Below are 17,739 nucleotides of genomic sequence, written 5' to 3' on the forward strand. Positions count from 1 at the left end.
GGAACACAGATGTCCGTCCACAATCCACCCCGACCGTCGCTGACCGTCTCGGGCAAGCCGATGTCGTTGCCACTCAAGGACGTTCGCGCACTCTCGCGGCAGATGGTCGGCCATTTCGTCGCTACCGTCGCACCCTGTGGCACGCTACCCGGTGACGCCATCTCCGGCGATGTCACCACGATCACCCGGATCTGCCTGGAATTCGCGGTCGGCATGCTCGACGGGCGTGATGTCCCGAGCCAGCTGCAGCGCCTGCAGGACGCGGCCAGCGCGTGGGCCCGGGAGGGCGTACCGATCGACACGATCCACCACTCGATCGCCGAGGGCTTCAAGATCGGCCTCGACCTGGTGGTATCGAGCGCGTCGGGCAAGGATTTCGACAGCCTGGTCGGCGGCGTCAAGGTCGTGATGGAACTGCTCGACACCATCACCGCCCAGATCTCGCTGGCCTATGTGCGCGAGCTGCGCGGTGTGGTCAGCGAGCACCACACCGCCGTCCACACCCTGACCTCGGCCCTGCTCGGCGGGCACAGCACCTCGACGATGGCCCGCGAATGCGGCATCACCATCGCCGAGACCTACGCGGTCTTCGCCCTGGCTATCCCCCAGCACCGCGAGGAAGCCAACCCGGCACTGGACTCGAAGGTCGTCGCCCGCCGCAAGTTGCGCCGCGTGCAAGCCGAACTGGCCAAGCGCTGCGGCGACTCGGCACTGTCGCTGCTCAGCGTCGACGGCGGGACGGTGCTGATCCCTGCCAATGCCTTCGACCGCGAGGGTTTGACCGCGCTGGTCGCCCAGCTCTCCCAGGCGGCTCAGGTCGGCATCACCGCCGCGATGGTCGAAACGAGCACCACCGGGGTTCCCGATGCCGCCGATCAGGCCCACGAGCTGCTGGACATGGTGCAGCGGCTCGAGGTGACCTCGGGTCTGTACCGCTTCGACGAGCTCGCCCTGGAATACCAGCTGACCCGTCCCGGGCCCGGCCGCGAATTCCTCGGCTCGCTACTGGATCCGCTGGATCAGTACCCCGAGCTGCTCGAAACCCTGCAGCGTCACATCGCCAACAACCTCAACCGCCAGCGCACCGCTCGCGTGCTGCACGTGCACACCAATACGGTCGACTACCGGCTCAAGCGGATCGGCCAGCTCACCGGCTTCGATCCCACCCAGCCGTCGGGGCTGTGGTACCTGCGTTCCGCGCTCGTCGCGCGCAGTTACCGCTCCGTTCCGGCCTGATCCCCGACACGACGAAGGCGCTGCCCACCATGGTGGGCAGCGCCTTCGTCGTTCTCAGTGCGAGCGGGTCACAGCGAGCCGCCGCCACCGACCAGCCACGGGTTGAACGCGCAGGTCAGCTGCGGGTTCTGCACCGGGTCGAGCGCGCGAAGCGCGATCGAGAGGGCACGCGGTGAGTACATCATCGTCAGGTGATCGGAGATGTCCTGCTCGCAGCCGTCCTGCAGGGTGATGTTGTGGACCGTCGCCCCCGGACCGGCCTTCATGAAGGTCAGTTCGTAGGGGTTGGTCACCTCGTCGTAGCGGGTGCCGACGATGGTGTAGTCGACACCGGCGACGGTGTCACCGCCGGCATTGAGGTTGTTGACGAAATCCGAGCCGATGGTCTGCTGGATACCCGCGTGCCCGACGAAGATCTCGATCGGACCCAGGATGTCGATGCCCAGGTTGTTGATCATGCGGCCCAGGGCGCCGATACCGTCGAGGCTGGTGCCGTGGTGGGTGGCGCCGAAGGTGATCAGCTTGTTGACCTTGGCCGCGCCGCCCTCGAACTTCGTGTAGTAGTTCGCCATCGACCCACCTTGTGAGTGCGCGACGATGTCGACCTCGTCGGAACCGGTCGCGGCGAGCACGCGATCGACGAACGCCGCGGTCTGCTTGGCCGAATCCTCGATGTAGCCCGTGCCCATCACCCCGGGCAGGAACGAACCGAGCCCGCCGCCCTCCATGATGTTGGAGCGACCGTAGTTGAACGTGAACGTGCAGTAGCCGGCGTCCTTGATGGGCTGGCCCATGTAGGCGTAACCGTTGTAGGCGTTCATCCAGGTGCCGTGCAGCAGCACGACCGGGCGAGGGTGCTCGGCGGTCGGCTTGCAGTTCCAGTCGTTCGTCCCGGGCGCGGCCGCATCGGGGTTGCCGAGTCCGTAGGCGAACGCGGCGAGGAACGCCGTCGACTCCGGTCCGTACGCACCGGGATCGGAGGAATAGCCACCCGAGGAACCCGAGCTGGAGCCCGAACCGCCGTAGCAGTCACCGGACCCGTTACCGGATCCGGCGCCACTGCCGGAGGTGCACGCCGACCCGGAGCCGGCGACCTGCCGGCCTTCGGAGATGATGCCGGCAAGATCCTGCTCGGTCGGCGCCGAGGCGGGAGCCGCGCTCGCCCCCGGCCCGGTGAACACCATGGAGAGGGCGCCGACTCCGGCGAATACCGCCGTGTGCAGCGTGCGCCTGCGACTGGGAGATTTCATGTGTTGACTTGTCTTCCTGTGCGATTCGAATATTCGTCGCCCTTTTCTTCCGGGAGAACGAATGGCTTGTCGAAACCGCCCAAAACATAAGCCGCAGAATTACTTACGAGACGATTGTCACGCGCGGTCTGGGTAGGTCACCACAGCCCCTCGAAAAGTGCCATGACAGGGCACAGGAAAATGTTCAGCACTCGCTGCGCGCCGCGACTCCGAGAAGTCGCTCGTCGAGCCACAGCACCGCCTCCGGATAGCCGGTCGCCGCGCCGATGATGTGCTCACCGAGCACGCCGCGATACACCGCGTTCGCCCCGAGTTCGCACTGCTCATCGTAGAGATTGCGCGCACCCTCGGCGGGAATCCACCACTCTTGGTCACCGTTGTAGATGTAGAGCGGAGTCGACGACCGCATTCCTTGCATCCGGGTGATCTCGTAGATCTCGGTGGCCAGTTCCGAACGCAGCGGATCGGCGATGTTGGCGCCCACATCGATCGGCAGGTGCAAGATTCCCGGCACCGCGAACACGCTGGCGCACGTATCTTTCATGATCGAGGTGGTGACCCAGCGCCCGAGATTGTTCATCGCGGCGAGGATTTCGGGTCGCTCCCGGCCGATCGCGAAGGTCGCGGCCATAAATATTCCGGATGCGAGGTTGGCATTCATACTGCGCGAAAGGATTTCGAAGTCGGCGGGCACCCCACCCAGCGCCGCGCCGACGATGACGTCGGCCAGTTCCGGTGCGTAGGAATCGATCAGCTTGGCCGCACCGTGGGTGGCGATGGCGCCACCGGAATAGCCGGTCATCGCGAATCGGCTGTCGCCGTAGGCCGCCGGGTCGACACCGCGCACCGCCCGGATCGCGTCGAGCACCGCGTGCCCGGCGACATACGGTTCGGCGTACGCCATCCACGGGCCCTCGTGGTCGGGCACCAGGACCGCGTACCCGCGCAGGACCGCCAGTTGCGTCGTCGGCGGAATGAACTCTGTGGAGCTCGACTGCGATGTCAGGCCGTGCGCCAGCGAGTAGCCGGGAGTGCACTTGCGACCCAGCGCGTCGATGGGCAGGTTGTTCACCAGCACAGGGCGATCCCCCGGCCCGGTCCACTCGGTGGCGGGCACGATCAGGGTCGCGGTGGCGTAGGACGGTCTGCCGTGCGCGTCGTCGGTGCGGAATTTCAGCAGCGTCGCCGAGCGGATGGGGACCAGGGTCAACCAGGCCGCGGTCGCGGTGACGTCGCGGGATTCGATCAGATCGCCGGGCGACAACTCGTCGAGCCCGGCAGGCCACTGGTCGAAGATCGGATCGCCGACCGCCGACGGGAGCACCGCCGCGTGCAGTGCCGCGAGTTCGGCCGCCGGATCGGCGGCGTTCGCCGGGATCGGCGACGGAATCACCTGGTCGATCCAGCGCTGCAGATCGGGCAGGAAACCGGGTGTCCCCACCTGCGGCACCGGGAATTCCTGGGTCGGCGGCTCGGCGGCCGCCGTGCCTGCCGCGAAGGAGCCGAGCAGCAGCACCGAACCGACAAGTACTCGAACAGATCTCATGGCACACACGCCTTCGGGTGGCAACGGATTCGTCGATGACGTGCCACTATGCGGTGCTCCGACCCCCGCCGAAACTCCCCCACCGCGCCGTCGTCAGATCCTTCACGCTACGGGGCGCGGCGAACCGGCTTCGGCGTTGTGCCCGAGTCGTGTGCGCAATGCCGCTGTATCGCAACAAGAATCGTCTGTGACGACGCGAATCGGCCCGGATCCGCTTCGGGGCGAGCGGATCCGGGCCGATCGAACCGGCTCAGCAGGTGCTGGGCGCCGGTTCCCCCTGCAGCCGGGCATCGAGCCAACTCAGCGCGGAAGGCAGTCCGAGCACAGCTGCGGTCAGATGGTCCGGGGTCGGTGTCTGCTGACTGACAACCTTGGCGCCCGCGGCACACCAGCGATGGGTGGTGGAGGTGATCGCGTCGACCGGGATGAGGCCGTCGATCGGCGAATGCCATTCGAAGACGGGCATTGTCGGCGCGCCCGGATACAGCTCGAGGCTGTTCTCCTCCACCACGGCGCGAGCTTCGGGATCCTCCACCAGTGAGGTGGTGGCCGCGAAGTCGAGGATGCCGCGCCCGGCTCCCGCCCCGAGGATGTCGTTGGTGCAGGCGTCACGGATCGACGCGCGGGCGGCCAGACCGCTGGCATTCATCTGATCGCTGATCGGGAACCGTTGGGGGTATTCCCGTTCGAGCCCGATCCCCGCGGCCAGCGCGAGACCGAACACCGGATGTGAACCGAAGCCGAGCCCCTCGAGCATCGACACCAGGTTCATCGGCACCCCGCCCATCGCCGCCCCCGCGATCTCGAGCTCGGGCGCGTACTCGGGCTGCAATGCCGCCGCCCACGCCGTCGCCATGCCGCCACCGGAGTACCCCGCCATCGCGACCCGGCTGCCGCCGACCCGCAACTGCTCGACCTGGCGCACCGCGCGGATACCGTCGAGGGTCACCTGGCCGCCCAATTTCGCTGCCCCGTAGGCGAAATTCGGTCCGAGGTGGTCGGGCACGGCCATCGTCCAGCCGCGCTTGAGCGCGTAGTTCCAGGCCACCGCCTCGCGCACCATCAAGTCCGGATCGTCGGTGTAGAGGACCTTGGAAGCCGAGCAGCGCGTGCCGAGCCCGTTGATGATGTGCTGGTAGGACAGCACGGGGGCGTCGGTGCGGTGATTGTTCGGCTGCAGCACCGTCGTCGTCGCGGCGATCGGGTCGCCCGCGGAATTGGTGGAGCGGAACTGGATCAGGGTGATGGTGGTGTCGGGGAACATGGCCAGCGCCGGCATCTGCCGTACGCCGAGTACGTCGCCGGGCTTGTGCTCGGCCAGGTCGGCCGGCTGGCTGTAGAAGGGGTCGGGGTCGGCAGTCGGGTACAGCGGTGTGGTGTGGCCTGCCGCGGCGGGGACCACGGTGAGCACCGCTGCCGCCAGGCAGACCAATAGTGTTCGGCCCGGCCTGCTGTGTCGTGCCGCGGCATCCCAGATCATGCGGCTGTCCCTCCCGTGTCGCTGCTGTCGAGACCGATCTTCGCCGGTACCGTGGCTCCTCGTCGACGGGTCGCCGCGAACATCGGCGGAGCTCACAACCTCACCTGTGTGCGGTTGTGACCGGAGGCAGGACGCCGATATGCGGGCGCACCGCCGCGGCGACAGGTGGATTGTGAGATCTCCAAGCGAAATCGGAACGTGTTCCTCTCGATGGTGCAAGACCTACCGTCGAGTAGGAAGGCGCTCACCAGTGCCGGGGCGAAAGGAGCACGCCATGATTCCCACCGACGAGAACATCGCCGCCACCCTCCACCGCATCGACCCGAACGAGATACCGACCCGGCGGATCACGGTCTACTTCGACGGCCCCACCCCCGAGGACGCATTGGTCCTGGAATACGCCGCGACCCAGGCCGAGGCGTGGGAGTTCACCTCGGCGGCCGTACATTCCGGCCTGCTGGTGACCGTCGATGGCAATGTCGGCCCCGGCCTGCGCCGGTTGCCCTGCCGGTCGCTGTGGCACTGACGCTCGCGGCGCGGCCTCGCCGGCCGCACTAAGCTGGCACGGCGGGCGCTGCTCGGCCCGCGGTGACAGAAAGGGCATTCGTGACACGGTGGCAGTTCCCGCTCGCACTGGCCGCGGCGGCCGTCCTCACCGGCTGCGGCTCGGCGGACACCACCGAGGTCGCCACCGCACCCAGCACCACCGCCCCGACGACGACCACCACGAAGCGGGTGCCCGCCACCATCGCGCCGCCCACCACCACTGTCGACCCCTACGCGGGCCTGCCCCTGATCGATCACGTGACCTGGACCGAGAACGTCGACGGCCCCCGCCTGCTCGTCTTCCCCACCCAGGCGGGCCGCAAAACCGCCGCGCCCGGCACCGACGAACTCGCGTGGCAGGAAGTACGTGCCCTCGACGCCGACGCCGACGCGCCGGGGATGCGCGACCAGTTCGTGTGTCACTGGGTCTGGGCCAGGATGGTAGCGCCCGACAAGCCGAGCTGGAATCTCGAACCGTGGCGCCCCGCCGTCGGATATCAGGCCACGGTGGCGGCGAACTGCAATCCCGGCGGCCCCGAACGCTGATAGGAGCATCCCATGCGCATCGTCATCGCCGGTGGACACGGCAAAATCGCTCTCCTGCTCGCCCAGGTACTGACCCGGCGCGGCGATCACGTCCATGCGCTCATCCGTGAACCCGGCCAAGCCGCCGATATCGCCGCGACCGGCGGCGTGCCGGTCATCTACGACATGGAACGCGACACCCCCGCCGACCTCGCGGCGGCGGTCGCAGGTTCGGACGCGGTGGTGTTCGCCGCGGGTGCGGGCGCGGGCAGCGGTGCCGCGCGCAAGTACACGGTCGACCTCAACGGTTCGGTACAGCTGGCCGACGCCGCCGAGCACACGGGCGTCGCGCGGTTCGTCCAGATCTCGACGATGGGCGCGGGCAGTCCGCCCGCCCCGGGGACCGATGAGGTGTGGGCCGCCTATATCGACGCCAAGACCCGCGCCGAGGAGGACCTGCGGACTCGCGCGCTGGCGTGGACGATCCTGCGACCGGGCCGGCTCACCGACACCGAAGGCAACGGTCTGATCACGCTCGGACCACCGCCTATTCCGCGCGATTCGGTGCCACGCGCCGATGTCGCCGCGACACTCGCGTCGATCTTGGTCGCGGACAACACTTTTCGGCGCACACTGGAGCTGGTCTCCGGATCGGAGACGATCGAGTCAGCCGTCGCGGCCATTTGATAGCCGCAAATTAACTATCACAACATATTTCGCCCGCTGAGCGCGATTGTCATCAAGTCGTGCCGCATTGTCGCCACCCGATGAACACAACCAGCCGCCGGTCACGCCACTATTCGAGCGCCACATTTGACGGAGGGGGTGGCACCACCCTGGATTCGCCGCTCAGAAGCCGGGAAATGCACCGCATCGAGACGGAATCGATCGTGCAGATGTGCTTGCATCTGAAAGTCTCTCCGTCCTAAACTCAGGGCCGCAACACAATTCAGGGGATAGTCAGGGGAGGCCGCGAGCGGCACACCCGGGGCCAGGATTGCCTTGGGTTTGCCACTGCCTGAGAAGCACAGGGGCATTCACATGAACAACACCACGAGCCGTTTCGGTTTCGCCGATCGCGCGGCGGCCGATCACCCCGGCTCCGCTCGATGGTCGAGGGAAAGCGCGGTCGCCTTCGTCATCGACGCCGTGGAATCCACCGGCGCGGCGACCCGCAACGATTTCGATATCGACCGGATCGTGACCACCGCGCACGAACTGGCCGATGACTGGGATCTGCAAACGCTGACTCCCGATACTTTCTGGCGTATCGCCGCCGGCTGTATCCGGTACTGACCGCGAATCGGTACCCGCCGATCGACTGCCCCGCCTCTCGCGCGCAGTCCGATCAGCTCTCCGTGTTCGAGTCCGCCCGACCGATCAACTCCGCTCGGCTGTCAGTCCCGCTCGGCTGTCAGTCCCGCTCGGCTGTCAGTCCCGCTCGGCTGTCAGTCCCGCTCGGCGTAGGACAGCAGTATCTCGCGTGAGCGATCCGGCCGTTCGGCTTGGACGCTGAGCTGATCCATCACCGACAGATACATCGCGAGGTCCTGGCGGCGCTCGAGGTAGAGCGCGCTGGTGAGTTGCTCGAGGTAGACGATATCGGGCAGTTCCGGCTCGCCGAAGCGCAGAATGCTGAACGAACTACCCGCCGCCGCGTGCCCGCCCGCCGAGTACGGCAGCACCTGCACCGTCACGTTCGGCAGTTCCGAGAGCTCGGCCAGGTAGCGAAGCTGGGCCCGGTGCACCTCACGCCCGCCGATCGGACGATGCAACACGGCTTCGTCGATCACCGCCCACACCACCGGCGGGTCGACCCGGCGCAGGACATCCTGGCGTAACTGCCGAACCTGGACCCGGCGATCGGTTTCGGCGTCGTCGAAACCAAGAGTGACGATCGCCCTGGTGTACTCCGGCGTCTGTAGCAGGCCGGGTACCAGCTGTGCTTCGTAGGTGCGGATCTGGCTGGCCGCCTGCTCGAGCCCGAGGTAGGTGCTGAACCAGGACGGCAGCAGGTCGCTGTAGCGATGCCACCAGCCGGGTTCGCTTGCCTGCCTGGCCAACTCGAAGAACGAGGTGCGTTCCACCGGGTCGTGCACGCCGTAGAGCGTGAGCAGATCCCGGATGTCGCGTTCCTTGAAACCGGTGCGGCCCAGCTCGAGTCGGCTGATCTTGGCGTGCGAGCCGCGGATCGCGTCGCCCGCGGCCTCGCGGGTGATGCCTTTGCCCTCGCGTAGCTTGCGCAACTGGCCACCGAGCGCGATACGCAACACGGTGGGGCCACGGTCGACAACAGGTTGTACGCGACCGATCTCGTCGGGTTCAGCCGTCATGGACCCAGATCCTACCGATTACCCGGTGAGGTAGTCGAACTCTCCGGCCTTCGCGCCGCGGATGAATGCGTCGATCTCGGGCCGGGTGTAGAAGATCACCGACCCCTGCGGGTCGCGCGAGTTGCGTACGGCGACCGAGCCGTCGGCGGCTTCGGCGACCTCGACACAGTTGCCGCTGGGGTTGCTGTAGGTGCTTTTGCGCCACGCGCCGTCTCCGGGGCGTTCACGCTGATCATGCTGCATTCCGGACATACCGCACTCCTCGTTGTCGAATGATGCCCACCGGTACGAAAATTGCAGATGCACGCACAAACGTTCTTGCATCTGCCTTGCGCGATGGGGACATTAACACGCGAAACGCCACCGCGCACCGGTCGGTACTTACCCGGCGTCATGACCGCGGCCAGGCGCCGACCGTCTCGTCCAGCCCCCTGAATTCGTAAGCGCCGCAACCCCATCGCGAGCCGACACGGCCGCAACGAGCGTGCAGATGTGCTTGCATTCGAAAATGAACCGCCCGTAGACTCAGGCCGCAAGATCACCGGGAGGTACCTCGGCTCCCCCAGCCGGGCGGGCCTCCCGTCGCCGAATGGGAGGGGACTCGATGAGCAGTCCGTTTCAGCGACACCTCAGTGCCGCAGGTGTACCGCCCACGGCGTGTAGCGACGAGCCGAACGGGCTCACCTACCGTCAGGCGCGCGAGATGCTGAGCCAACACGACATCCATGGTCCGCAGTGCCGTCAGTGGCTGGCCGCTGCCGCGTACCTGTCCGCGGGGCTGGACGACGAATAGTGCGGTCGTAACGTCTTCGTGCTGGTCAGACCGATTCCGACAGGTCATGCTGGTGGGCGACGATCGATCCGGACAGGTGGTGCGCGTATGCGGATAGCGGAGATCCTGCGCAACAAGGGCAGGGCGGTCACGACCGTGCCGCCGCAGACCACCGTGCGCGACCTGCTCGCGGCACTGGCCGACCACAATATCGGCGCGGTGGTCGTTTCCCCCGATGGCGCCGTGATCACGGGCATCGTCTCCGAACGCGATGTGGTGCGTCATCTGCACGTCCACGGCGCCGCGCTGCTGGACCGGCCGGTCACCGACATCATGACCGCCCGGGTTCGCACCTGTGGGCCCGATGAGGACGTGTCCTCGCTGCGCGATGTGATGACCGAGCACCGGATCCGGCACATGCCGGTGGTGAAGTCCGACCGGCTCGTCGGCATCGTCAGTATCGGTGACGTGGTGAAGAGTGAGATCACCGAACTGGCCGCCGAACGTGAACACCTCGTCGAGTACCTGCAGGGCAACTACTGAGCCCGATACCGACCGGCGACACCGAAAAGCCTTGCGCCTGAGAATTCTTCGCGAGCAGTACCAGAAACGTGCGTATCGTTGAGCGGGTGCACCCCGTCCGGCCCGAGCTCGCCGCCGCCTCGGTGATCCGGCACGCGCCCACCCCGGTGCCCGCCTCGATTCGCACGCGGTTTCCGGCCCTGGCCGATCCCGCGGTGGTCTACCTCGACAGTGCCGCGACGACGCAGAAGCCCGACACCGTCATCGCGGCTGTCACCGATTACCACCGCGAGCACACCGCCAACGCGGGCCGCGGCACCTACGGCTGGGCCACCGCGCTGTCGGCGCGGATCGCCGCCGCCCGGACCCGGGCGGCCGGTTTCCTCGGCGCGCACCACGTCGACGAGATCGTGTTCACCAGCGGAGCCACCGCCGCACTCGGCGCGATCGCGCACAGTTGGGGCCTGGCCGAGCTCGACGACGGCGACGAGATCCTCTACAACCCGGCCGATCACGCCGCCAATGTGCTGCCGTGGCACCACCTGCGCGACACCCTCGCCAGGTTCGGCCGCCGAATCGTGTTGCGGCCCTATCGCAGCACCGCGACCGGCGAAGCCGACATCGAGGACATCCTCGCGCGGGTCGGTCCGCGCACCCGTCTGATCACCACCAGCCACCTCCATCACGTGTACGGCGGGCTCACCACCCTCGAGGAACTGCACGGCCGGATCGACCCCGAGATCCTGCTGTGCTTCGACTGCTCGCAGAGCGGAGGGCACCTCCCGGTCGACGTGACCGCGCTGCGTGCCGATTTCGCGGTCTTCGCGGGACACAAGATGTTCGGTGCGCCCGGGATCGGCCTGCTGTACTGCCACCGCCGGGTGCACGACAGGCTGCGGCCCTTCCTGCCCGGCGGGAACACCGGGGTCAGGATCACCGAAACCGGTCTCGTCGGCACCGGAATGCCCGAGCTGCTCGAGGGCGGTACCCACAACATCCCCGGGATCCTGTCCCTGGCACCAGCTTTCGACCTCCTCGACGAGCTCGACCGATTCGCTGTCGCCGAGCACAACCGGGTGCTCACCCTGCGGCTCATCGACGGCCTGCGCGAGGTTCCCGGGCTCGACTTCCTTCCCGGGCCCGCACACGCCACGTGCGCCGTCGGCTATGGGATCGTCTCGTTCACCCTCGACACGATCAGCGCGGCCGACCTCGGGTTCGTCCTGGCCGATGCCGGCTTCCTGGTGCGAACCGGAGCGCATTGCGTGCCCTCGGCCGATGCCGGGAACGGTTCGGTGCGGGTGAGTACCCACCTCTACAACACCCTCGACGAGATCGACCGATTCGTCGCCTGCGTGTCCGGCATCGCCGGCCACGGGCGCTGAACGACCTGTCCTTCAAGCCCCCGACGCCGAGGAGGAACGATGGGCTCGCCCACCGTGCAGCACTACGATCGTCGCGCCGCGTCGCGGGTACTGGCCCGCCTGGCCGCTCCCGGACTGTTCGCCGCCACCGAACCGGCGCCCGTGACCCGAATCACTTACCGCGCCAGGGCATTACAGCCTGAATCGGGTGCCGCGCTCACACAGTCCCAGCGGATGTACCTGGAACGGTTCATGCGCCCGTGCCGCCCGGATCAGGTGACCAGCGCGACCCACCGCCTCACGTGGACCGACAGCGCGGGCATTCCCAACACCGGGTACTTCCACACCGCGGGCGCGGGCCCCGAACTCGCGGTGCTCGCGCGGGAAACAGTCCTCGCGCTGTGGCATTCGCTGGCGGCATCCGGACTCCCGGCGCGCGCCGCGGCCCTCCCCGCCCACGATCACGGCGTTCTTTCCGCGACCACCACCGATCACGATCCGCACGAGATCTTCCGGGTCGGTATCGAGGCAACAGGGCGCGCACTGGTCCAGCACGGGCTGATCGCCGCCGACACCCCCTATCGCGGGCTCGTCGAATTCGCCACCGGGATGCGTGATTGCGGCATCTTCACCGCCGTCGCCACCCGCTGGTTCTGGGAATTGCAGGCATCGACCTTCCGGCGCGGCATGATCCCGGTGCGCTTTGCCACCCAGCCCGACGGGTCCGTGCGCTACACCGCCGACTCGATCGCCGTCCTGCGCGCGATGAAAGACGCCACCATCGCCGACGCGCACGCGGTGATGCTGCGCGCGACCAGCGAGGAGGGACTCGAGACCGAAGCGGCCGTCGCGAAATACCACGACGACCTCGACCTGATCTCACGGCAATACGCGCTGCTGCCCGCCGACACGCGACCCACCTGTCTCGCGGCAACCCAGCACGACGTCGACGGCGCCGGTGTGCACATTCTCGCCACGGTCGTCGATCAGTTCGTCGAGACGTTCGCCGCGCTGACAGGTTCGGTGGAAGTGCTCCAAGACCTGACCGAGGAACAGCCGGGCACCGCACCCACCGGCGACGACAGCGTCTTCTACGTTCCCGATATGAGCTGCCGACATTGTGTGCGCACGATCACCGCTCTGCTCGAGTCGATGGAGATCCCGGTCGTCGAGATCGATCTGGAGTCCAAGCGGGTGATCGCCCGGATCCGCAGTCCGCGCAACAGGTTCCGTGTCTTCGAGGCATTGCGCGATGGCGGCTACAACCCGGTCGACGACGTGCCGGCGCGGGTGCCCGGCGCGTCGGTGGGATGATCCCGCCCGCCGTTTCCGCCGCGCTGCATCCGCTCGTCGCCGCGTTCCTCACCGATCGCGACGGCGTGCGCGCCGCGCTGCGCCGCTACGGCTCCCCCGTGCATCTGGTGTTCCCGCAGATCTTCACCGCCAACCTCGCCGCACTGCGCGCCGTGCTCGACAACGCAGCGGTCCGGCATCGAATCTGCTACGCGCACAAAGTGAATCGCTCGGCGGCGTTCGCCCACACGGCCGCGCACGCGGGAATCGCCGTCGATGTGGCGTCCACGGGGGAACTGCGTTCTGCGCTGTCCGCCGGATTCCCCGCCGATCGCATCGAGGTGACCGGGCCCAAGGGCGCCACGCTGCTGCGGGCCGCGTTGACGGCCGCGGCGACGGTCAATGTCGACAACCTCTGGGAACTCGCGACCCTGGCCGAGCTGGCGTCCCCGGCGGCGGCTGTCCCGGTGTTGCTGCGTATTTCGGGATTCTCCGGCAGCTCACCGAGCCGGTTCGGTATCGACCTCGCCGACGTGGCCACGGCGCTGGAGCTGCTGGTACGCCACCGAGACCGGCTGCGGCTGCTGGGATTCGCCTTTCACCTCGATACCGCTGCCACCGCGGAACGGGTCAACGCCGTGGGCGACTGTCTGGAACTGATCGAACGGGCCTACGCGCACGGCCTGACGCCGACGGTGCTCGATATCGGCGGCGGCCTGCGCCAGGTCTTCACCGCCGATGCCGGGGGGTACGACGCCTACGACCACGCACTGCGGGCGGGCCTGCTCGGGCGTGGCCCCGCGATGCACTGGGGCAACAACACTTTCGGCTATCACGTCGCCGAGGGAATGGTGCACGGCGCACCGGTGTTCCACAAGTACGCCAATACCGAACCCGCCGCCGACATCCTCGCCGAATTGCTCGCCGCGCCGCTGCCCGGGCACGGTGGACGGGCGCTGGCGGCGGTCCTCACCGACAATCTCCTCCATCTGTGGCTCGAACCGGGCAAAGCGCTGGTCGACCAGGCAGGCATCACCGTGGCCCAGGTCGAGTTCGTCAAACAGGCAGGCAACGGCGCGACGCTGGTCCATCTGGATCTCAGTCGCGACACCGTCACCGCCGCCGACCAGGAGGTGCTCATCGATCCGATCGTGCTGGCCGACGTAGCCGAGCCGCGCCCGGCCGGGGTGTATTTCGCCGGGCACCTGTGTCTCGAGCGTGATCTGATCACCCAGCGGCAGGTGCGAGTTCAGCAGCTACCGTCCCCGGGCGATCCGGTGGTGTTCCCCAATACCGCCGCCTACCACACGGACCTGTCGGCCGCGCAGGCCGGCATGCACCCGACACCCGCGAAAGTCGCTGTGCTGCACCGAGAAGGACAGTTCGTGCTGTGCCCTGACGCCGACTTTCGGCCCGGGGGCCGGTGATGGTCTACACCCACATCACCGAGCTGATCGGCAACACCCCCCTGCTGCGCCTGGACCCCGCCGTCCACGGGCTGCCCGAGGTCGAGCTGTACGCGAAACTGGAGTCGCACAACCCCTTCGGTTCGGTGAAGGACCGCGTCGCCTGGGCGATGATCCGCGACGACCTCGAGCGTGTGCGCGCGGGCGGGCAGTCGTTCATCGAGGCGTCGAGCGGCAACACCGCCAAAGCGCTACGGGTACTCGGCGCACTGCACGGCATCCCGTTGCGCGCGGTCACCAACCGGATCCGGGTGAGCGAGGTCCGCCAACTGCTGCAACTGCTCGGGACCGAGATCGTGGAACTTCCCGGCCTGTCCGAATGCCCTGATCCCCATGCCGCCGATGATGTTTCGGCGGTCATCGAGCAGACCATCGGTCAGGCGCCCGACCACTGGTATCACCCCTCGCAATACACGAACGAGCGCAATATCGCCGCCCATCACGACGGCACCGGCACCGAGATCGCCACCGACCTCGCGAACGCGAGCATCGACCACCTGGACTACCTGATCGGCGGACTCGGCACCACCGGCTCCACTCGAGGCACCGCGACCGCCCTGCTCGCCCACCATCCGGATCTGCGCACCGTGGGGGTGGTGTCGGACCGCTTCGATTTCATCCCCGGTATCCGCTCCGAGCGCGAGATGTGGGACGTCGGCCTGTTCCGGCCCGATTTCTACGACGAGATCGTCACCGTAGACTCCGCCGCGGCCATCGAGTCGACTCTCGACCTGATGCGTGGCTACGGCGTGCTCGCCGGACCCACCAGCGGCGCGGGCTATTGCGCCGCCCTTCGCACCCTGGCCGCGGCGCCACGCCCCGAGGGCAGAGCACTGGTGGCCGTGCTGATCGTGTGCGACCGGATCGAACCGTATCTGTCCTATCTCGCCAAACGCAGGCCGGAGCTGTTCGGCAAGCCCACCGGGCCCGCGCCCCCGAGCCCCGACGACACCGCGCCGACGCTGTCCCCCGCCGAGCTGGCCGAACTCGACCGCACCGCCAGACCCACCGTCGTCGATACCCGCGGCGCGATGGCCTACCGCGTCGGGCATGTCCCGGGCGCGCTCAACATCCGCGACGACCAGCTCGACGAGATGCTCACCCAGGGCGTGCCGTTTCCGCGGTCCCGGCCGGTGGTGTTCGTGTGCCCGGTCGGGGAAACCTCGCTGCGTTTCGCCGCGGTGGCCCACCGCGCGGGTTACGAGGCGTTCAGCCTCGCGGGCGGCATCGTCGCGTGGCGCGACGCCGGATACGCGATGGAGCGCGGCGGCTGATCAGACGAGCACCCGGGTGGCGCGGCGCGCGGTGCTCAGCGCACAACCGCGCCCGGTGGTCGCCAGCAGCACCGTGAGCGGTCCGCGATACCCGTCGGCGAGCAGCCCGACGACCGCGCGGAAGCGCGCCACGAACTGCTGCGCGGTCGGCTCGTCGAACCGGGCGATCGGGTAGATGAACGACCCGTCGACCCCGGCGGGCGCTCCGAGCGGATCGTAGTGGTCGGTGAGCCCGAACTCGAGGTCGTGCTTGGCCCTGACCACCCCGGTCGGCACCTCGGTGATCGAAAGCCCCTGTGCGGGAGTGCTTTCGACGGGTGTGCGCGGCGCCCCCGCTCGCTGCAGGATGAGGGTGGCCTGGAACAGCGGCAGCGCTGCGTCCTGCGGCAGGCAGCGCTTGAGGCGTGGGTTGGGGGTGTCGGGGTGGGCGTACGCGGCAAGCGCGACCCGGCGCACCTGATCGAGGAGTTCGCCGACATCGGCGGCACGGTCGAGGCGCACGCGCATCAGCACATCAGCGGAGAAGTTGCCGACGAGATCGTCGAGCAGGCGGTGATCGCGACCCGAAACCGCCGTGGCGACCGTGACATCGGCGCTGCGCGCGAACGCGCCGACGGTGAGCGCGAACGCGGTCTGCAACACCATGAACAGGCTCGCCCGCCCCTCCTGCGCCATCCGCAGCAGCCCGGCATGGGTCGCGGCGTCGAACGAAATCGGCAGCAGCGCACCGGCGACCGGGTCGATCGGGGCCGCGGGGAGCTCACGCGCGGGCAGGTCGAGCAGGGCGGGGCGGCCGGCCAGCGCATTGGCCCAGTACCGCAGCTGATGGGTGGCCCGGCTCCACTCGTCGGTGAACTCGCCGAGCTGCTCGTGCTTCCACAGGGTGTAGTCGATGTAGCTGATCGGCAGCGGCGGCCAGTGCGGGGTGGTACCGGCGCGACAGGCCAGGTAGGCGGTGACGAGATCGCGGATCAGCGGGCCCATCGAGCGGCCGTCGACCGAGATGTGGTGCACGACAAGGGCGAGCACCACATCGTCGGGCCCGAGCACGAACAGCCGCGCCCGCACCGGCAGGTCGCGGGCGAGGTCGAAGGGCTGCCCGGCCAGCGCGGCGACGGCGGGGGCGAGTTCGGCTTCGCCGACGCCGCATTCGGCCACCTCGAGGACGACATCGTCGGGGTCGACGACGCACTGAGCCGGGCCGAGCTCGGTCGCCGGAAACCGGGTCCGCAGCGGAACATGGCGACCGACAAGAAGTTTCAGCGCCGCCCGCAGTGCTGCCACGTCGACCGACGCCCCACGCAAGCGCATCGCCCGCGCGACATTCCAGTCCGCCGACCGGCCGAGTCGCGCGGCATGCCACATCCGCTCCTGCGCGGGCGCCAGCGGCACATGGGCCGGACACGGTCGCGGGCCGAGCACCGGTGACGCGGCGGGGCGCGCACACACCGGGTCGCTCCCGGTGCGCGCCGTCGCCGACAAAACGCCACTACCGGCGCCGTATCCCCCCGATCTGCTCCCCACACCGGGGTCCGACACGCGTCCACAACCTCCACACCGTTTCGACAGGTGAGCAACGCTAATGAGCCGATGTGAACACGCAGTTACCGGATCGTGACCATGCTCGGTCAGGCCGCCCGCATCGCGAATCCCAAGATTTCGCCGACTATCCACTTTCCGGGCGAAATCGCCCAAAAGCCGCGTTAGAGTAACGACGGGAAGCGGAGCGAGGAGTCTGTTGGTGTCCATCGGGAAATTGGTGTCGTTCGACGGTTCACGGGGTTTCGGATTCATCCGGCCCGATGACGGCGGGCCCGATGTATTCGTCCACGTCAACGACATCGGCCTCGACGAGGACGAGCTGCGCCAGGGTCGCCTGTTCGAATTCGATGTGACCGAAGGCGATCGGGGTCCCAAGGCGATCAACCTGACCGGGGTCGGACAGCCCCCCGCCGCTCCGAAGACGCGCAAGGGCGGCGACCGGCTCGGTCCCGACGAACTGCGTCAGCAGATCACCGAATTGCTGCTGGAAGCGTCCCCCGCGCTCACCGCGGCCGAGATCATCACCATCCGCGACCGGTTCACCACCTTCGCCGACGAGCACGGCTGGCTCGACAGCTGATCTCGTTCCC

18 protein-coding genes are annotated in these 17,739 nt (G+C 68.0%); 12 read left to right on the forward strand and 6 right to left on the reverse strand.

What is annotated here, in order from left to right; translation table 11 throughout:
- The first annotated feature begins 9 nt into the window (after window positions 1–9).
- The gene (locus tag ACWF99_RS03415) at window positions 10–1,236 is read left to right on the forward strand and encodes a PucR family transcriptional regulator (RefSeq protein ID WP_378631369.1); all 1,227 of its coding nucleotides are present in this window, start codon (window positions 10–12) and stop codon (window positions 1,234–1,236) included.
- A 68-nt stretch (window positions 1,237–1,304) separates the two neighbouring features.
- Here the strand turns inward: ACWF99_RS03415 and ACWF99_RS03420 are convergent, their stop codons facing one another.
- From ACWF99_RS03420 to ACWF99_RS03430, 3 genes are all read right to left on the reverse strand, one after another.
- The gene (locus ACWF99_RS03420) at window positions 1,305–2,486 is read right to left on the reverse strand and encodes an esterase/lipase family protein (RefSeq protein WP_378631368.1); all 1,182 of its coding nucleotides are present in this window, start codon (window positions 2,484–2,486) and stop codon (window positions 1,305–1,307) included.
- Window positions 2,487–2,670: 184 nt separating this feature from the next.
- The gene (locus tag ACWF99_RS03425; RefSeq protein WP_452534426.1) at window positions 2,671–4,032 is read right to left on the reverse strand and encodes a lipase family protein; all 1,362 of its coding nucleotides are present in this window, start codon (window positions 4,030–4,032) and stop codon (window positions 2,671–2,673) included.
- Window positions 4,033–4,282: 250 nt separating this feature from the next.
- Window positions 4,283–5,512, reverse strand: coding sequence for a lipase family protein (locus ACWF99_RS03430; protein ID WP_452534428.1), 1,230 nt, complete (start codon window positions 5,510–5,512; stop codon window positions 4,283–4,285).
- A 274-nt stretch (window positions 5,513–5,786) separates the two neighbouring features.
- Here ACWF99_RS03430 and ACWF99_RS03435 point away from each other — a divergent pair, with 274 nt between their 5' ends.
- From ACWF99_RS03435 to ACWF99_RS03450, 4 genes are all read left to right on the forward strand, one after another.
- Complete coding sequence (locus ACWF99_RS03435) at window positions 5,787–6,038, forward strand: hypothetical protein (protein ID WP_378631365.1); 252 nt, start codon at window positions 5,787–5,789, stop codon at window positions 6,036–6,038.
- Between the two features lie 80 nt (window positions 6,039–6,118).
- Window positions 6,119–6,604, forward strand: coding sequence for a DUF2599 domain-containing protein (locus ACWF99_RS03440; protein WP_452534430.1), 486 nt, complete (start codon window positions 6,119–6,121; stop codon window positions 6,602–6,604).
- Window positions 6,605–6,616: 12 nt separating this feature from the next.
- Complete coding sequence (locus tag ACWF99_RS03445) at window positions 6,617–7,270, forward strand: NAD(P)H-binding protein (protein WP_378631363.1); 654 nt, start codon at window positions 6,617–6,619, stop codon at window positions 7,268–7,270.
- Between the two features lie 354 nt (window positions 7,271–7,624).
- Window positions 7,625–7,879, forward strand: coding sequence for a hypothetical protein (locus tag ACWF99_RS03450; protein WP_378631362.1), 255 nt, complete (start codon window positions 7,625–7,627; stop codon window positions 7,877–7,879).
- A 152-nt stretch (window positions 7,880–8,031) separates the two neighbouring features.
- Here the strand turns inward: ACWF99_RS03450 and ACWF99_RS03455 are convergent, their stop codons facing one another.
- On the reverse strand, window positions 8,032–8,916 hold the full coding sequence (locus ACWF99_RS03455) for a helix-turn-helix domain-containing protein (protein ID WP_378631360.1): 885 nt from the start codon (window positions 8,914–8,916) through the stop codon (window positions 8,032–8,034).
- An 18-nt stretch (window positions 8,917–8,934) separates the two neighbouring features.
- Window positions 8,935–9,168 (reverse strand): DUF397 domain-containing protein, encoded by a 234-nt coding sequence (locus tag ACWF99_RS03460; RefSeq protein ID WP_056817490.1) that lies wholly within the window; start codon window positions 9,166–9,168, stop codon window positions 8,935–8,937.
- A 352-nt stretch (window positions 9,169–9,520) separates the two neighbouring features.
- Here ACWF99_RS03460 and ACWF99_RS03465 point away from each other — a divergent pair, with 352 nt between their 5' ends.
- The 6 genes from ACWF99_RS03465 to ACWF99_RS03490 all read left to right on the forward strand — a co-directional run bounded on the left by ACWF99_RS03465 (window position 9,521) and on the right by ACWF99_RS03490 (window position 15,607).
- Window positions 9,521–9,709, forward strand: coding sequence for a hypothetical protein (locus ACWF99_RS03465; RefSeq protein WP_378631358.1), 189 nt, complete (start codon window positions 9,521–9,523; stop codon window positions 9,707–9,709).
- 87 nt (window positions 9,710–9,796) lie between these two features.
- Window positions 9,797–10,231: a CBS domain-containing protein gene (locus ACWF99_RS03470; RefSeq protein WP_378631357.1), complete on the forward strand. Its 435-nt coding sequence runs from the start codon at window positions 9,797–9,799 to the stop codon at window positions 10,229–10,231.
- 68 nt (window positions 10,232–10,299) lie between these two features.
- On the forward strand, window positions 10,300–11,595 hold the full coding sequence (locus tag ACWF99_RS03475; RefSeq protein ID WP_378631355.1) for an aminotransferase class V-fold PLP-dependent enzyme: 1,296 nt from the start codon (window positions 10,300–10,302) through the stop codon (window positions 11,593–11,595).
- A 39-nt stretch (window positions 11,596–11,634) separates the two neighbouring features.
- Window positions 11,635–12,888 carry a heavy-metal-associated domain-containing protein gene (locus ACWF99_RS03480; RefSeq protein WP_452534434.1) on the forward strand — a complete coding sequence of 418 codons (1,254 nt, stop codon included), beginning with the start codon at window positions 11,635–11,637 and terminating at the stop codon, window positions 12,886–12,888.
- Window positions 12,885–14,294, forward strand: a complete 1,410-nt coding sequence (locus tag ACWF99_RS03485) for a decarboxylase (RefSeq protein ID WP_452534436.1) — start codon at window positions 12,885–12,887, stop codon at window positions 14,292–14,294. Before ACWF99_RS03480 ends, ACWF99_RS03485 begins: the two co-directional genes overlap by 4 nt.
- The gene (locus tag ACWF99_RS03490) at window positions 14,294–15,607 is read left to right on the forward strand and encodes a pyridoxal-phosphate dependent enzyme (RefSeq protein ID WP_452534438.1); all 1,314 of its coding nucleotides are present in this window, start codon (window positions 14,294–14,296) and stop codon (window positions 15,605–15,607) included. Before ACWF99_RS03485 ends, ACWF99_RS03490 begins: the two co-directional genes overlap by 1 nt.
- On the opposite strand, the gene ACWF99_RS03495 is transcribed toward ACWF99_RS03490, so the two are convergent.
- Window positions 15,608–17,056 (reverse strand): condensation domain-containing protein, encoded by a 1,449-nt coding sequence (locus ACWF99_RS03495; protein WP_452534440.1) that lies wholly within the window; start codon window positions 17,054–17,056, stop codon window positions 15,608–15,610.
- Between the two features lie 286 nt (window positions 17,057–17,342).
- Between ACWF99_RS03495 and ACWF99_RS03500 the strand changes: the two genes are divergently transcribed.
- On the forward strand, window positions 17,343–17,729 hold the full coding sequence (locus ACWF99_RS03500) for a cold shock domain-containing protein (RefSeq protein WP_378631467.1): 387 nt from the start codon (window positions 17,343–17,345) through the stop codon (window positions 17,727–17,729).
- Window positions 17,730–17,739: the final 10 nt, after the last annotated feature.

It is taken from the genome of Nocardia sp. NPDC055002 (assembly GCF_053608825.1).

Coding starts and splice junctions, on each gene's coding strand:
- ACWF99_RS03415 (WP_378631369.1), top strand. CDS start 10: ATGTCCGTCCACAATCCACCCCGACCGTCGCTGACCGTCTCGGGCAAG.
- ACWF99_RS03420 (WP_378631368.1), bottom strand. CDS start 2,486: ATGAAATCTCCCAGTCGCAGGCGCACGCTGCACACGGCGGTATTCGCC.
- ACWF99_RS03425 (WP_452534426.1), bottom strand. CDS start 4,032: ATGAGATCTGTTCGAGTACTTGTCGGTTCGGTGCTGCTGCTCGGCTCC.
- ACWF99_RS03430 (WP_452534428.1), bottom strand. CDS start 5,512: ATGATCTGGGATGCCGCGGCACGACACAGCAGGCCGGGCCGAACACTA.
- ACWF99_RS03435 (WP_378631365.1), top strand. CDS start 5,787: ATGATTCCCACCGACGAGAACATCGCCGCCACCCTCCACCGCATCGAC.
- ACWF99_RS03445 (WP_378631363.1), top strand. CDS start 6,617: ATGCGCATCGTCATCGCCGGTGGACACGGCAAAATCGCTCTCCTGCTC.
- ACWF99_RS03450 (WP_378631362.1), top strand. CDS start 7,625: ATGAACAACACCACGAGCCGTTTCGGTTTCGCCGATCGCGCGGCGGCC.
- ACWF99_RS03455 (WP_378631360.1), bottom strand. CDS start 8,916: ATGACGGCTGAACCCGACGAGATCGGTCGCGTACAACCTGTTGTCGAC.
- ACWF99_RS03460 (WP_056817490.1), bottom strand. CDS start 9,168: ATGTCCGGAATGCAGCATGATCAGCGTGAACGCCCCGGAGACGGCGCG.
- ACWF99_RS03465 (WP_378631358.1), top strand. CDS start 9,521: ATGAGCAGTCCGTTTCAGCGACACCTCAGTGCCGCAGGTGTACCGCCC.
- ACWF99_RS03470 (WP_378631357.1), top strand. CDS start 9,797: ATGCGGATAGCGGAGATCCTGCGCAACAAGGGCAGGGCGGTCACGACC.
- ACWF99_RS03480 (WP_452534434.1), top strand. CDS start 11,635: ATGGGCTCGCCCACCGTGCAGCACTACGATCGTCGCGCCGCGTCGCGG.
- ACWF99_RS03485 (WP_452534436.1), top strand. CDS start 12,885: ATGATCCCGCCCGCCGTTTCCGCCGCGCTGCATCCGCTCGTCGCCGCG.
- ACWF99_RS03490 (WP_452534438.1), top strand. CDS start 14,294: ATGGTCTACACCCACATCACCGAGCTGATCGGCAACACCCCCCTGCTG.